We start from the raw sequence: 15942 nt of genomic DNA, 5'->3' as shown, positions 1-15942 counted from the left end.
GAACGCAGTGCGCTCGCTGTTCCTACGCATCTTTCTGTCTTTCTGGGTGGCGACCCTGCTGGTGCTCGCCACCACCGCAGCGGTCGCCTGGTATCGTTTTCAGCGCGATCAAACGGCTTCGCCGAACATTCGACAACTCGCTTCGGAAGCATCGAATCGGCTGCTGGTCGGCGGCATGCAGGATCTCCATCGCTGGATCGACAGTGCCGAGGACCGTTATCCGGGTCGGCGCATTTACGTCGTGCGTCCGGACGGTCAGGACATTCTGCAACGGCCGTTACCGCCCACTTATCGCAGCTACGCGAACCGCCTGAAGGACGCGGGCTTCTTCGGTCGCGAGCCGCCGCCCAACGGTCGCGACGATCCGCTGTTGCTGACGCCGCTGTTCACCGATCGCGACGGTACGGTTTATACAGTAATGATCGGGCAGCGCTCGCCAATCAGTCCGTTGCAGGCGTCGGACGTGCGACTGGTCGTGTTCGCGTTCGCCTTGGTGATCAGCGGCCTGGTGTGCTGGTGGCTGGCGCATTACATCAGCAAGCCACTGGAGCGATTGCAATCGAGCGCACGCTCGCTGGCGGCGGGGAATCTGGATTCCAGAGTAGGCGAGGACTTCTCGAGTCGGCGCGACGAGCTTGGCGTGCTGGCGCGGGACTTCGATGCCATGGCAGATCACATTCGCACGCTGATCGCGTCGCGAGAAGATTTGCTGCGCGCGATGTCACATGAGTTGCGCTCACCGTTGGCTCGGCTCCGAGTGGCGTCGGGTCTGGCACGCCGGCCGCAAGCGGACATCGTCAAACAGCTGGACCGCATCGAGCTGGAAGCCGAGCGTCTGGATATTTTGATTGGTCAGATCTTGCAGCTGTCGCAGCTGCGCTCGTACAAGCCGACGCTGCCGCTCGAGCCCATCGACGTCACTACGTTGGTGAACGAGGTCGTGGATGACGCGCGCCTGGAAGCAAGCGCCGCCGATAAGAACGTGGACTGGACGCCGGGCGAAAGCCTCTGGCTCAACGGTCATCACGATCTCATGCGCAGCGCCATCGAGAATGTCCTGCGCAACGCCGTGCGCTTTACCAAGCCGGGCTCGGCAGTCGCCGTGTCGCTGGTCCGTGAGCATCGCGATGCTTTGATCACGATCCAGGATCATGGCCCGGGCGTGCCTGAGACGGAACTGGCGCGCATCTTCGAGCCCTTCTATCGAGTCGCTGAGTCGCGCGATCGAGATTCGGGCGGCACCGGCATCGGGCTGGCGATTACTGCACGGGTGGTCGGTTTGTATCAGGGCCAGGTGCGGGCTCAGAACGTAGCTACTGGCGGTTTGCAGGTAGAGATTCGTCTACCGCTGCGGCGGGATTGAAATCTGCTCGTGTCCCTTCACGCTGTATTGAGAGACTGCGTGACTGCGTAACGATTGGGCGCGATCACGAATAGCCGTGATTTCTTCAGCGCTCACGGCTTTATCACCGGCTCGTGCCTGCAGCACTTTGCCTTGCTCATCGAACTGCAGCTCGATGCTGTCGTTCGAGTTGAGCGCGGCGCCCCGATACGACATCAGACGCGCGCCGAGAAATTCATAGGTGCCGGTTTGAGACGTGGCCGGGCGTGTTTCCTCCAGGCTCTGAATCTTCCCTTCCTTGAATCTGGCGCGATAAGTCGCGGCGATGCCGCCGGGCGCAGACGAGCCACGAAACTCTTCGTTCGGTGCTGGCACGGGATCGGCAGCGCTGCGTTCGACTAGCGGTTGGCTTGGTGCTGTCGCTGGCGAGGGTTCTTTCGAACAGCTGGCTGCGAGCAGCAGCGTTGCGATGAACAGCGGAATTCTCGAGGTGGGCAACATTGGTGCAACGTTCTGTATTTCAGGGCCGAGCGCAAGAGGGTGCGTCGTCTGTCGTCGGCGACAAGCGCACGACATAAAACTGCACGGCTTCAGGATGCCGCATTCGAGCATCGCGCGTGACGTGCGAACGTGATTTGCCTCACACGGCGACTCGATGGGTTCCTCTAGGCTGCGCGCGACTCTCCCCATGGATCTCTTTGGAGGAATCGATGAGCGCCGCCAGTCCCGCCCAGCCCCAGGTCCGTCGCCCTGCTGCGGCGACCACTCGGGTGTATGACTTCTCCAAGCCGCGCGGAGAGGACGAGATTCGCGTCAATCTGGCCGATGTGCCGGTCATGCACACGACCATGGACGTCGATGTATTCGAGCCGACGCTGTTGAGCCGACTGTTCGATCTGTTCGGCCCGCGCCGCTAAGCAATCCAAGATTCGATTCGAACGAACCCGCCGGCCGTCCGGCGGGTTTTTTGTTGGCGTGAAGTGCTACATTTCCTCGTCTCGAGGAGGGGGCATGTCTCTGCACAAGCGTATTTGCGTGGCGCTGGCGATGTTGTTCACGGCGAGCGTTGCCGCCGCGGCGAGCTTTACCGGGCCGAATGAAGTGGCGCGAGTGTTCGATCTCATGCAGCAGCGCCTCGAGCTGATGCGTGCGGTCGCCGCGTGGAAGTACGCCAACAACGCTCCCGTCACCGATGCGGCTCGCGAGCAGCAAGTCCTGGACGCGACTGTCGCCCAAGCCCAGCGCCTCGGTATCGATGCCGCGTCGGCTCGTGAGTTGTTCGCACTACAGATCCGCATGGCCAGCGAGGTGCAGGAGCATTTCATTGCGACGTGGCAGGCTCGGAAGTCGACCGATGAGGCCGTGAGGGATTTGCAGCAGGAGCTGCGTCCGCAGCTGGACCGCTTAGGTAACGAACTGCTGCACGCCATCTATCTCGCCCTGCCCGAGCTGATGAGCGATGACTTTGCCGCGCGCTATCAATCGCAGGCCGCGAAGATTGCCATGCCTGGTCTGCGACAGGACGATCAACGAGCGTTGCTGACAGCGGTGAGTAAGTTGCGTCCGGCTGCGATGCCGGCGCGCGAGCGAATCAAGGCGAGCAAAGTTCTTCGCATAGGCATGACCGGCGATTACGCGCCGTTTACGTTAGAGCGCGGTGGCGAGCTGTCCGGCGCGGATGTGCAGATGGGCGAGGCATTGGCAAAGTCGCTGGGCGCGCAGCCTCAGTTCGTGAGCACGACTTGGAGCACGCTGATGCGGGACTATCAGGCCGGGCGTTTCGATGTGGCGCTTGGCGGAGTCAGCATCACGCCCGAACGTACCAAGGTGGCGGCGTTCTCCGTTCCCTATCATCAGGGCGGCAAGACTCCCATCGTCCGCTGTGGCACCGAGTCGCGCTTCGACAGTGTCGAAGAGATTGACCGGCCCGACGTGCGTGTCGTCGTCAATCCGGGCGGGACCAATCAACAGTTCGTGCGCGAGCGGCTGAGTCACGCACACGTCACTGTGCACCCGGACAATCGCACGATCTTTGCCGAGATTGCGGGCGGTCGCGCCGATGTCATGGTGACGGATGACGTCGAAGTCGACTTGCAGACGCGGCGTGATAAGCGCCTGTGTCGCGCAACTTCGGCTACGTTCACGCGCGGTGATAAAGCGATCTTGCTGCCGCAAGACGAGGCGCTGCGCGGCCGGGTCGATCGATGGTTGCAAGGTCAGATCGCCAGCGGCGCGGTGCAGGCCTGGTTGGAAAGCGCGCTGGCGGCCGAGGCTCGCCTGCAAGCTGTGAACTGAGTCACTCGCCGGTGCCGGCGAGCGCCGTTTGCCGGTCGCCGGCGGCCATTGGCCGGCGATGCTGCTGTGAGCCGCGCGCATTCGGTATGCTTTGATGCGGCATTTGCCGTGGAGGTCGTCAGATGGGCTGGATCGTTTTCGTCGTCATCGTCGTGATCGCGATTTTCTTCGTTTCCATCTACAACCGACTGGTTGGCGGCCGGAACGCGTACAAGAACGCGTTCGCGCAGATCGACGTGCAGCTCACGCGTCGGCACGACCTGATTCCCAACCTGGTGGAAACGGCGAAGGGCTACATGAAGCACGAGCGCGAGACGCTCGAAGCAGTCATCACGGCTCGTAACGCCGCGGTCACGGGCTTGAAGAACGCTGCCGCGAATCCGACCGATCCCAATGCCGTCCAGCAGCTGTCCGGCGCCGAGAACGCGCTGAGCGGCGCGCTCGGCCGACTGTTCGCGCTGGCGGAGGCGTATCCGGATCTCAAGGCCAATCAGAACATGATGCAGCTGTCGGAAGAGCTCACCTCGACCGAAAACAAAGTCGCGTTCGCACGGCAGGCGTTCAACGATGCCGTCATGACGTACAACAACACCCGCGAAATGTTCCCGAACAGCATCGTCGCGAACATGTTCGCGTTCCTGCCGGCGCAGTTGCTGGAGATCGAATCGCCCGAGAAGCGCGCGGTGCCGGTGGTGAAGTTCTAACAACGACCGGTCGGCGCAGGTCACGCGCATGAATTTTTTCGAGCGACAGGAACAGTCGCGACGCACGTCGCGCTTGCTCGTCGTGCTGTTCGCGCTTGCGGTCATCAGCGTGGTCGTGGCCGTGAACCTGGTGGTGGTCGTCGTGTTCGTGCAGGCCGAAGAGAACCTGTACGGGCACGCGCCGACACTGATGGAGTGGATCGGCGCCCATCCTCGTACGGTGGTGGTGACCACCGCGGTGGTCGCAGCCATCATCGGTTTTGCGAGCATGTACAAGTCGGCGCTGCTCGGTGGCGGCGGTGGCGTGGTCGCTCGTTCGCTGGGTGGCGTGCGAGTCTCGCCTGACACCACTGATCCACAGCAGCGACGACTGCTCAACGTGGTCGAGGAAATGGCCATTGCCTCCGGCCTTCCCATGCCGGAGGTTTATCTGCTGGAGCAGGAGCGCGGCATCAACGCGTTCGCCGCCGGTCACAATCCTGCAAACGCGGCGATCGGTGTCACCCGCGGCACGCTCGAGACGTTGAGTCGCGCCGAGCTGCAGGGCGTGATCGCGCACGAGTTCAGTCACATCCTGAATGGCGACATGCGGCTGAACATTCGCCTGATGGGACTGCTGTTCGGCTTGCTGGTGATCGCGCTGATCGGGCGCACCGTGTTGCGCTTCAGCGGCGGCGGTCGCGATTCGAAGAAAGCGGCGCCGGTGGTTGTCGTGGCCTTTGCGGTGTTGACCATCGGCTACATCGGGCTGTTCTTCGGGCGCTTGATTCAGGCCGCCGTTTCGCGTCGTCGCGAAGCGTTGGCGGACGCGTCGGCTGTGCAGTTCACGCGCGATCCCACTGGCTTGCGTGGCGCGCTGGTGAAAATCGGCGCGGTGTCGGGCGGTTCGAAAATCGGCAATCCGGAAGTCGAGGAAGTCGCGCATATGTTGTTTGCGCCCGGCATGAGCCGGTTCTTCGCTACGCATCCGCCGTTGGAAGCGCGGCTCAAGGCCATCGATCCGCGCTTCGATCCGAAGGAGTTCGAGCGTGCCCGAGCGGAGATGGCGCGCGTCGCCGAGCAGAGGAAAGCTGACGCAACTACGAAACAAACATCGGCGGAGCGGTTGGATTCGCTGATCAATGTGCCCGGTGTAATGGCGTCGGCCACGGTTGCTGGATTGGTCGGCAATCCCGGCACGATTCACATGCAAGTGGCGCGGGACATTCGCAAATCGCTGCCTGCCGCCGTCGTGGCCGCGAGTCACCATGCGTATCCGGCGCGCGCGTTGTTACTCGCCCTGGCGCTGGATTCGAATGCCGAGGCGAGAGAGCGGCAGCGGCAATTCATCGGTCAGCAGCTGGGCCATCAGGCGGCGGACAGCATTGCTGAGTTGTTGAGTGCCGTGGATTCGCTCGAGCCGGAACAGCGCATGCCTGCACTGTTGGGGGCAATTCCCGCGCTTCGTCAGCTGACTCGCGATGAGCGCATGCAGCTGATGTCCACGCTCAACGGCATGCTGCAACGAGAGGGACGCGTGTCGTTGCAGAGCTATGTGCTTCGCAAGCTGGCGCAAGTCCACCTGAACGATGATCTGAATCCCGTCGTCCGCACTCGGCAGCTGCCGTTGCGCGCCGTGCAAAAGGATATTCAGGTGTTGTTCTCCGTTATTGCGCAGCATGGGCACGCCGATGCGACGGCGGCCCGTCGGGCCTACGAAGTAGGCGTGCATCACCTGCTGCCCCGGGAGCGGCCGTCGTTCGTCACTCTGGCGCAGTGGGCCCAGCCACTGGATCTGGCGCTGAGCCGGCTCGATCAGCTGGCGCCCATCATGAAAGAGCAACTGGTGGAGGGACTGGTCAAGACGGTGACGCACGACCAGAAGCTGACCCTGGGCGAGGCCGAGCTGCTGCGGGCCGTCTGCGCGACGGTCCACTGTCCGTTGCCGCCGCTGGTGACCTCCGGGCCAGACGCCTGATCCAATCGCTCGCCGCTGGTGTTTTAACCAGACAGTGCCTGACAGATTTCGGCGATTCAATGCGCCCCCTGAGTAAGCGCGTGGTTGAAGCTGCGCTTACAATCCGCATCTACTCCTCCCGGGTCCCCGGTTCGGTTTTTCCTACAATGTTCATGGCCTTTGGCCATTGGTGAGCATGTCCCAGTCCATCGTCATCCGTGGCGCGCGCCAGAACAATCTCAAGAACTTGCACCTCGAGTTGCCCACCGGGGAGCTGATCGTGGTGACCGGCGTGTCCGGTTCCGGCAAGTCCTCGCTGGTATTCGATACCTTGTACGCCGAAGGGCAGCGCCGTTATGTCGAGACCTTCTCGCCGTACGCGCGCCAGTTCCTCGATCGCATGGACCGTCCGCAAGTCGAGCGCATCGATGGCATTCCGCCGGCCATCGCCATCGATCAGACCAACCCGGTGCGTACCTCGCGCTCCACCGTCGGCACGATGACCGAGCTCAACGATCACTTGAAGCTGCTGTTCTCGCGCGCCGCGCAGGTGTATTGCCGTCAGTGTGCGGCGCCGGTGAAGCGCGACTCCGCGCAGAGCATCTATGAAGAGCTCAGCGAGCGTCTGCAAACGCTCGGTCGCGCCGATGCGCGGGTCATTGTCACTTTCCCGGTGCCGGTACCAGCGAACTTCGCAGAGGGCGAAGTGCTGAGCCTGCTGGAGAAGCAGGGTTACACGCGCCTGTTTCAGCGCATTGCGCCTCGAGTCACCGAGACCTCGCCCGCCAAGGGCAAGGGCGCCAAAAAGAAGGCTGCAAAGAAGCAGGCGAGCGAGAGCCCTGAGGAAGAGCAGACGAGCGTCGTTCTGGAGATGACTCAGGACCGCTTCCGTTTCGACAACACCGATCGCGAGCGCGTGATCGAAGCGCTCGAATCCGCATTGCGCGTCGGGCGTGGCCGCGTCGCGGTGCATGTGTTGGAGGCGTCGAATGGCAGTGCTCGCAAGAGCGACAACGAGACTGCGCCGCCGGCCACGGCTGCGACATGGCGATTCTCGTCGGATCTGCACTGCGCCGATTGTGACATCCACTATCGCGAGCCCACGCCCAGCCTGTTCTCGTTCAACTCGCCGCTGGGTGCGTGCGAGTCGTGCCGGGGCTTCGGTCGCATCATCGGCATCGACTTCGGTCTGATCGTTCCCGATGAAAGCAAGACGCTGAAAGGCGGCGCGATCCGTCCCTGGCAGACCGAGGCCTATCGCGAGTGCCAGGATGACCTCATCAAGTACGCGCGCAAGAGAAACATTCCCATCGACGTGCCCTGGCGCGAGCTGACCGAGGAGCAGCGTCAATGGGTGCTCGAAGGCGAGGGCAGCTGGGAAGACAAGCTGTGGTACGGCGTGCGCCGCTTTTTTGCCTGGCTCGAAACCAAGTCCTACAAGATGCACATTCGCGTCTTGTTGTCGAAGTATCGCGCATACACGCCATGCACCGCGTGCGAAGGTGCGCGACTGAAAACCGACGCCTTGCTGTGGCGTCTCGGCACGAAGGCGGACGCCAAGGCGGTGATGTCTGAGAAGCTGCGGTTCAAGCCCACCGGTGTGCAATGGAACGACGCGCAGTTGGCGGAACTGCCGGGCATCGGCATTCACGAGCTGATGTTGCTGCCCATCGATCGCTGCAAACAATTCTTCGACCGCCTGGCGCTGCCCGCACCGTTGGACGAAGCGAGCGATCTGGTTCTGCGCGAGATTCGCGGGCGCTTTGGATATCTGCTCGATGTGGGGCTTGGCTATCTCACGCTCGATCGCCAGTCGCGCACGCTGTCCGGTGGCGAGGTGCAGCGGATCAACCTGACGACGGCGCTGGGCACATCGCTGGTCAATACCTTGTTCGTGCTGGATGAGCCGTCGATCGGCTTGCATCCGCGCGACATGGGTCGCGTGATCGATGTGATGCGTCGGCTGAAGGCCGCTGGCAACTCTCTGGTCGTCGTCGAGCACGACCCGCAGGTCATGCAGGCTGCCGATCGGCTCATCGATGTCGGTCCTGGTCCGGGCGAGAAGGGCGGCGAGATCGTGTTCTTCGGCGAGCCCTCCGAATTGAAGAAGGCGGAACGCTCGCTCACCGCGGATTATTTGCTCGGGCGCAAGCAGGTCAGCGAGGTGTCGCCGGCTGCCGCTCAGTCCTCGCCCAGTGCCGTGCTCACCGTGAAAGGCGCACGACAGCACAATCTGAAGGGCATCGACGTCTCCATTCCGTTGCAACGCCTGATTTGCGTCACGGGTGTCTCCGGCTCGGGCAAATCGACCTTGATTCAAGATGTCCTGTATCCGGCGCTGCTCAAACACTTCGGCAAGCCGACTGAAGCGCCGGGTGAGCATGACAGCATCAAGGGTGCGGAGAGCATCAGCGCGGTCGTGATGGTCGATCAGACCTCGATCGGCCGTACGACGCGTTCCAATCCTGCCAGTTATGTCGGCGCGTTCGACGCCATTCGCAAGCTGTTCGCGCACGAGCCGCTCGCCAAGGAGCGCGGCTATACCATCGGGACCTTCAGCTTCAACTCCGGCAACGGTCGCTGCCCGACCTGCGGCGGCAACGGGTTCGAGCACGTCGAGATGCAATTCCTTTCCGACGTGTATCTGCGCTGTGCCGATTGCAACGGGCGGCGGTATCGCGGCGAGATCCTCGAAGTCACATTGAATCGCGGGCCCGGTCCGGGTCGCAGCATCGCCGACGTGCTCGACATGACGGTGTCGGAAGCGGTTGAGTTCTTTGCTGGCGAACGCGAAGTGTTGGCGACATTGCGTCCGCTCGCGGAAGTGGGCTTGGATTATCTGCGGCTCGGCCAGCCCGTGCCGACGCTGTCCGGTGGCGAGGCGCAGCGCTTGAAGCTGGCGGGCCATTTGGCGGAAAGCGCGACCGCGAGGCCCGACGACACCACTCCGGGCAAATTGTTTCTATTCGACGAGCCCACCACGGGCCTGCACTTCGACGACATCGCGAAGCTGTTGCGGGCGTTCCGTCGCTTGATCGCGGCCGGCCATTCGTTGCTGGTCATCGAGCACAATCTCGATGTGATCGCCGCGTCCGACTGGCTGATCGATCTGGGGCCCGAAGGCGGTGAAGCCGGCGGCGAGATCGTCGCCGTCGGTACGCCCGCAGAAGTGATGAAGGTGCCGGGATCTCACACCGGCAAGGCGCTGCGCGAGGTGGAGAGCGGCTGGAAGATTGCCGATCAGCACAGTGTCGTGCCGCTCGCCGCGTCCGCGCATCGTCCGCGTGCGAATGCCATCAGCATTCATGGCGCTCGCGAGCACAACCTCAAGAACGTCGACGTCGAATTGCCGCGCGACAAGTTCACTGTCGTCACCGGTGTGTCCGGTTCCGGTAAGTCGACGCTGGCCTTCGACATCGTGTTTGGCGAAGGGCAGCGCCGTTATCTGGAATCGCTCAACGCCTATGCGCGTCAGTTCGTGCAGCCGTCGTCGCGCCCGGATGTCGATGCCATCTTCGGCATTCCGCCGACTGTCGCCATCGAGCAGCGCACCAGTCGCGGCGGCCGCAAGAGCACCGTGGCGACGCTGACCGAGATCTATCACTTCCTGCGTCTGCTGTACGTGAAGCTGGGCACTCAGTATTGCCCGGATTGCGACGTGCCGATCGAGCCGCAGAGCTTCGAGTCCATCTTCGCTCGCATCAGCCGGGACTATCGCGGCAAGAGCGTGACCTTGCTGGCGCCGCTGGTCGTGGCACGCAAAGGTTTCTACACCGATCTCGCTGCTTGGGCGGCGAAGAAAGGTTACGAGCAGCTGCGTGTCGACGGCGAGTTGCTGCCGACGCAAAGCTGGCCGCGCCTGTCGCGTTTCCAGGAGCACACGATCGAATTGCCCGTCGCGACCGTGCAGGTGTCGGCACGTAACGAGCGAGCGTTGCGTGAAGCGCTGACGACGGCGCTCGACTTCGGCAAGGGCGTCGTGCACCTGCTGGACGAGAGCGTCAAATTAAAGAAGGCGCCGGTAGCGAAAAAGGCTGCCAAGGGCGGTAGCGCAGTGGCTGCGAACGCCGGCCTCTCGATCTTCTCGACGCGTCGCGCCTGTCCGTCGTGCGCGAAGAGCTTCGCGGAGCTCGATCCGCGGCTGTTCTCGTTCAATTCCAAGCACGGCTGGTGCGAAGATTGTTACGGCACCGGCTTGGAGATTCGTGGCTTCGATGAGGAGCAGAGCGGCGAGGAGATCTGGTGGAACGAGTGGTTCGAGCAGGAAGCTGACGTCTGCGGCAGCTGCGAGGGCGAACGGCTCAATCCGATTGCCCGCAACGTGCGTTTCCGCGATCAATCCATCGCGTCGGTCACGGGGCAGTCGGTTTCCGACATGCGCAAGCAGTTCAATACCCTGAAGTTGAAAGGCCGCGACAGCGAGATTGCGCGTGACGTACTGACCGAGATCAACTCGCGTCTGGCATTCCTCGAAGATGTCGGCCTGGGTTATCTGGCGCTGGATCGCTCGGCGCCGACACTGTCTGGCGGCGAAGCGCAGCGCATTCGGCTGGCTGCACAGCTGGGCTCGAACCTGCAGGGTGTGTGTTACATCCTGGACGAGCCGACGATCGGCTTGCATCCGCGTGATAACCGCATTCTGCTGGATACGCTCGACAAGCTCGCGGCCAAGGGCAATTCGTTGCTCGTGGTCGAGCATGATGAGGAAACGATTCGTCGTGCCGACTACGTGCTCGATCTGGGCCCGGGTGCGGGCACGCGAGGCGGTCGTGTCGTGGCGGCGGGTACGGCCCGTGAGCTGGAGCGCTCGCCTGAATCGGTCACCGGTCGATTGCTGGCGCAGCCGTTACAGCATCCCATCGGCGAACGTCGCACGGTGGCCGCCAAGTCGCCGGCGTTGGTCGTGAAAGAAGCCTCGCTGCACAACTTGCGCAAGCAAACCTGCAAGGTGCCGCTGGATCGACTGGTCGTCGTCACGGGCGTGTCCGGGTCGGGCAAGTCGACCATGGCGCGCGACGTGCTCCACGACAACATGCGTGCGGCGTTGGGCCGGCGCAAGGGCGCGAAGCTCGAGTGGCGGGGTTGCAAAGAGATCTCCGGGTGGGAGCAGATCGAGCGCGTGCTGGAAGTGGATCAAACGCCGATCGGCAAGACGCCGCGCTCGTGTCCGGCGACGTACATCGGTTTCTGGGATGCCATTCGCAAGGTGTTCGCCGAGACGCCGGAAGCGCGCATGCGCGGGTACACGCCATCGCGATTCTCGTTCAACACTGCTGGCGGCCGCTGCGACGTGTGCGAAGGGCAGGGCATGCGCAAGATCGAGATGAGCTTCCTGCCCGACGTGCGCGTCGTCTGCGACAGCTGCGGCGGTCGTCGTTTCAATCGTGACACGCTCACAGTGCAGTACAAAGGTCGCAGCATCGGCGATGTATTGATGATGAGTATCGATGAGGCGGTGGAGTTCTTCAGCGCGCATCCGCGCATTCATCACTGTCTGCGGCTGCTCCAGGATGTGGGTCTCGGCTATCTCACATTGGGACAACAGAGCCCGACGCTCTCCGGCGGCGAGGCCCAGCGCATCAAGCTGGTGACCGAGCTGTCGAAGGTTCGGGAGTCCAGAGCGTTGCGCACTCCGGAGCCGGGCGAGGTGGTCGAGAAGCTGCCGGGAACGCTGTATGTGCTCGACGAGCCCACGGTCGGCTTGCACATGGCCGACGTCGAGAAGCTCATCCGCGTGCTGCATCGATTGGTCGATGCCGGCAACACGGTAGTCGTCATCGAGCACGATCTGGACGTGATTGCGGAAGCCGACTGGATCATCGATCTGGGCCCGGAAGGTGGCGCCGACGGTGGCAAAGTGGTCGTGCAGGGTTCTCCGGATGACATATTGCGAGCGGCCCGCGAGTCACATACCGCGCGCATCCTGAAGGAGTTCTTGCGCGATCGTGCGCAAGCGACCGGTGCCAAGCCGGAGATGGAGCGGCGGCGTACGGCTTGTTAGAGGCAGGCGGCGGCGGATGCCGGTATACGAGCAGGCGCTCGTGCCGGTACCAGCCGCCGATTGTGCTCAGTCGCTTTACTTGCCTGCGTGCATCGCTCACGATTGCGACGCTCGCGGAGCATGGACCCGTCGCAAGTGACCAGTGGCGCCGACATCCCCTGCCGATGGCGACCCTGAACAACAGCAAACAAACATCGCCTGACAATATTTTTTATATACCGGCGAGTAATGCGTTGCCAGCCGATGCGCTGTTGTGAACAGGCAACGTGTATACATTCACCGAAGCGGTGCAGCGATTTCGGTAACAATCCAGTCGCACCCGTAAAACCATCGATTTCATAGCGATTCTTTATCTATGCGGGCGTGGGTCGCCGTGCATATTTTTACTTCCTTTGCCGTTTTTACGGTTGTATGCTCCGAGCCACGCTTGGGTCGATAGTTGTGAATTTGTCCATCGCTGCGACCCAGGAAGGGAGCGTCGCGAACACCCCGAAACTGCAACTGACGGGTGTTTGCTTGGGAACAAATTAAAACCCTCTCGCAGGAGGATCATTCTAATGTCGACGAATATTTCGATTCGGCGCGCGGTGAAGTACGCGCTGCTGACGGGCTTTGCGGCAGCGGCCGCAACCTCGTTGCCGGTGGTGGCCGCGGAAAACCAGGACATGGTTGCCGAGGTCATCGTCACCGGCTCGCGCATTCAACGCCTGGATTACATCGCCAACAGCCCGATCACGACGGTGTCGTCCGATGCGATCACCGCCAACACGGACGTGACTCTCGATACGTTCATGAACACGTTGCCGCAGGTCAATCCCGCGGGCACGACGACATCGAACAATCCGAGCAACGGCGGTCAGTCGAACGTCAACCTGCGCGGTTTGGGAGCGAACCGCAATCTGGTGCTGATCGACGGGCGGCGCCCGATGGTGTCGGCCAGCGATCTGACGGTTGACCTCAACACCATTCCGCAGGCGTTGGTCGAATCGATCGAAGTGATCACCGGTGGCGCGGGCGCCGTGTACGGCGCGGACGCGGTTGCCGGCGTGGTGAACATCAAGACCAAGACCAACTTCAACGGCCTCGACGTCCGTACCGGGTTCTCCAACCACCTGGCGAACTGGGACTCGCGTGAGTACAACCTGTCCGCATTGCTGGGCAGCGACTTCGCCGACGATCGCGGTAACGCGGTGATCGGCTTCGACTTCAGCCAGCGCGACGGCTTGATCAAGAGCCAGCGGCCGTTCTCGGCGATCGCCACTTCGACCACCGGCGCCATTCCCGAAGGCGTAGTTCGCAACAACGGCGCCAATTCGTACGACCAGGCGGTCGTCGATCAGGTGTTCGCCGGCTACGGCGCCGCGCCCGGCTCGGTGCCGATCGCGACCTCGCCGGTCGGCTTCAACATGGACGGCACGCTGTTCGGCTTGGGCGTGTTCAATCGCCCGCAGGACGTGGTGAATTTCAAGTATCCGATCGACCTCTCGGTCAACACGCGCTTCTACCCGGACGTTTACAGCTACAACTTCGACGCTGTGAACATCCTGACTCTGCCGCTCAAGCGCCGTTCGTTCTTCGGTAAGTTCGACTACGAGATCGGCGGCGGCGTGGAAGCGTTCGCACAGGTCGGGTACACCAGTTACAACTCGACCACCGGCATTGCACCCACCCCAATGCCGACCGGCAACGGCACGCAGTCGCTGACTGGCACGGATCCGTTCAGTCCGACCAGCGCACTCGTGACGCCCGGCCGACTGGTCAGCGGCAGCCTGGTGGTGCCCGTGACCAATCCCTTCATTCCCGCCGATCTGCGCAGGCTGCTGGACAGCCGGACGGGCGACGATGCGTCGCTGGTTGGCTCGGGGGCCAACGAGCCATTTCTCATGAGTCAGCGCACGCTGCCGCTGGGTCTGCGTACCAACGACTATGAGAACGAAGTCGTGCAGTACTTGCTGGGTTTCCGCGGCGATCTGCCGTTCCTCAAGAACTGGCGTTGGGAGGCTTATGCCTCCGAAGGCCGCACCGAGATCGATCAGCTGCAGAGCGGTAACGTCAATGCACAGCGCCTGCAGACGTTGCTCGAGGCGCCCGATGGCGGAAACAGCATCTGCGCCGGCGGTTACAACCCGTTCGGTCGTCAGGCCATTTCGCCCCAGTGTCAGACTTACCTCGAGGCCATCACCGCGTTGAAGCAGGAATTCCAGCAGCGCGTGATTCAGGCGTTCGTCGGCGGCGATACGTTCGAATTGCCCGCAGGACCGGTCGGCCTGGTGGTCGGCGCGGAGTATCGCGACTTCGACTATGAGCTCGATCCGGGCGCTGCCGGTGGTGCGATCTACGGCTTCAACTCGCAGTCCCGGGCCGGCGGCAGCAGCACGTTCAAGGACGCGTTCGCCGAGGTGTTGATCCCGCTCGTCAGCGATGCGCCGTTCGCGCGCAGGCTGGAGCTCAGCCTCGGTTACCGCTATTCGGAGAGCTCGTTCGAGAACATGATCAATCCCGCGCAGCGGGGCGATGGCTCCAACGATGCCTACAAGCTCGAGTTGAGCTGGCAGCCGTTCGATTCGCTGCGAGGCCGCGCGTCGTACCAGCGCGCGGTGCGTGCGCCGAACTTCAGTGAACTGTTCGACGGCAGCACCTCGGCGCCGCAGTACTTCGATCCGTGTACCTTCGCCAGCGGCATTCGTAACAGCGCGAACGCAGCGGCGGTGCGAGGGCTGTGTACTGCCAACGGACAGGCGACTACGCCGGCTAACGGCCGCGTGCCTGTGGCCGCGTATGACAACTTCGCGCCGCTCCCCGGCGGTCAGATCACCACGACCCAAGGTGGCAACACTGCGCTGAAGCCTGAGACCGCCGATACGATGACTTTCGGCCTGGTGTTCAGCTCGCCTTGGGAAGGTGCGTTGTCGTCGCTGCGCGGCTCGATCGACTATTACAACATCAAGATCGCGGATGTGATCCTGGCGCCGGATCCGAACATCTTCATCGCGGATTGCTACAACTACTTCGGCAACAACCCGACCTACGACTTCAACTACTCGACCTGTCAGCAGATCGTTCGTAACTCGGCCGGCACGATCGCTCGCGTCAACGGGCCCAATGGCATCGTGTTCCCGGGCGAGAACGGCACCAAGTTCAACACCGACGGTATCGATGTGCAGGTCGACTATGGCATGGACATGCCGTCGCTGTTCGGTCAGTCGAGCCGGCTGAACCTCAACATGTTCGTGAACTACCTGCTGAGCTTCGAGCGGCAGGATCGTTCCAATCTGCCGACGCTCGACTACAAGGGCACGGTGTCGTACTTCGGTCAGGGCCTGGGCTCGAGCTTCCCCGAGTTCAAGGTCAACCTGACGGCGAACTACATGGTGGGCCCGGTGGGCCTCAACGTGCGTGCGCGTTGGATCGACTCCATGCAGAACCGTGCCTCTGTGCAGTTCGCGGGCGAGCCGAGCTTCAGCGGCGTGCCTTCCGTCACCTACCTCGATGCCTCGCTGTCGTGGGAATTCATGGACGGTGGCCTGGCGCGCATCGGTGTCAACAACCTGACGGACAAGGAGCCGCCGCTGTACGCCCCGAGCGTGCAGTCGGGCACCGACCCGTCGTTGTACGACGTGGTCGGCCGGCGCATCTTCGGTCAGCTGAACTTCAAGTTCTGATT

At 62.6% G+C, this 15942-nt stretch carries 8 protein-coding genes; 7 read left to right on the top strand and 1 reads right to left on the bottom strand.

Translation table 11 applies throughout. The features are described 5' to 3' along the window. Window positions 1-7: 7 nt before the first annotated feature. Window positions 8-1363, top strand: coding sequence for an ATP-binding protein (locus D0550_RS06725; protein WP_116808339.1), 1356 nt, complete (start codon window positions 8-10; stop codon window positions 1361-1363). On the opposite strand, the gene D0550_RS06720 is transcribed toward D0550_RS06725, so the two are convergent. Further along, window positions 1343-1717, bottom strand: coding sequence for a hypothetical protein (locus D0550_RS06720; protein ID WP_161965673.1), 375 nt, complete (start codon window positions 1715-1717; stop codon window positions 1343-1345). The genes D0550_RS06725 and D0550_RS06720 overlap by 21 nt on opposite strands. A 335-nt stretch (window positions 1718-2052) precedes the next feature. Here D0550_RS06720 and D0550_RS06715 point away from each other — a divergent pair, with 335 nt between their 5' ends. From D0550_RS06715 to D0550_RS06690, 6 genes are all read left to right on the top strand, one after another. Further along, window positions 2053-2259, top strand: coding sequence for a hypothetical protein (locus D0550_RS06715; protein ID WP_116808337.1), 207 nt, complete (start codon window positions 2053-2055; stop codon window positions 2257-2259). Between the two features lie 94 nt (window positions 2260-2353). Next, window positions 2354-3637, top strand: coding sequence for a gamma subclass chorismate mutase AroQ (aroQ, locus tag D0550_RS06710; protein WP_116808336.1), 1284 nt, complete (start codon window positions 2354-2356; stop codon window positions 3635-3637). Between the two features lie 122 nt (window positions 3638-3759). Next, complete coding sequence (locus D0550_RS06705) at window positions 3760-4341, top strand: LemA family protein (RefSeq protein WP_116808335.1); 582 nt, start codon at window positions 3760-3762, stop codon at window positions 4339-4341. Window positions 4342-4369: 28 nt separating this feature from the next. Beyond that, on the top strand, window positions 4370-6298 hold the full coding sequence (locus D0550_RS06700; RefSeq protein ID WP_116808334.1) for a M48 family metallopeptidase: 1929 nt from the start codon (window positions 4370-4372) through the stop codon (window positions 6296-6298). Window positions 6299-6473: 175 nt separating this feature from the next. Next, window positions 6474-12278, top strand: a complete 5805-nt coding sequence (uvrA, locus tag D0550_RS06695; RefSeq protein WP_116808333.1) for an excinuclease ABC subunit UvrA — start codon at window positions 6474-6476, stop codon at window positions 12276-12278. A gap of 557 nt (window positions 12279-12835) precedes the next feature. Continuing rightward, complete coding sequence (locus tag D0550_RS06690; RefSeq protein WP_116808332.1) at window positions 12836-15940, top strand: TonB-dependent receptor domain-containing protein; 3105 nt, start codon at window positions 12836-12838, stop codon at window positions 15938-15940. Window positions 15941-15942 lie beyond the last annotated feature (2 nt).

It is taken from the genome of Steroidobacter cummioxidans (assembly GCF_003104955.1).
The sequence above is the reverse complement of the archived record's forward strand: the minus strand, read 5'-3'. Positions and strand labels throughout refer to the sequence as shown.

Excerpts from the sequence above, each read along its gene's own strand:
- D0550_RS06705 (WP_116808335.1), top strand. The coding sequence starts at position 3,760 with ATGGGCTGGATCGTTTTCGTCGTCATCGTCGTGATCGCGATTTTCTTC.
- uvrA (WP_116808333.1), top strand. The coding sequence starts at position 6,474 with ATGTCCCAGTCCATCGTCATCCGTGGCGCGCGCCAGAACAATCTCAAG.
- aroQ (WP_116808336.1), top strand. The coding sequence starts at position 2,354 with ATGTCTCTGCACAAGCGTATTTGCGTGGCGCTGGCGATGTTGTTCACG.
- D0550_RS06690 (WP_116808332.1), top strand. The coding sequence starts at position 12,836 with ATGTCGACGAATATTTCGATTCGGCGCGCGGTGAAGTACGCGCTGCTG.
- D0550_RS06700 (WP_116808334.1), top strand. The coding sequence starts at position 4,370 with ATGAATTTTTTCGAGCGACAGGAACAGTCGCGACGCACGTCGCGCTTG.
- D0550_RS06715 (WP_116808337.1), top strand. The coding sequence starts at position 2,053 with ATGAGCGCCGCCAGTCCCGCCCAGCCCCAGGTCCGTCGCCCTGCTGCG.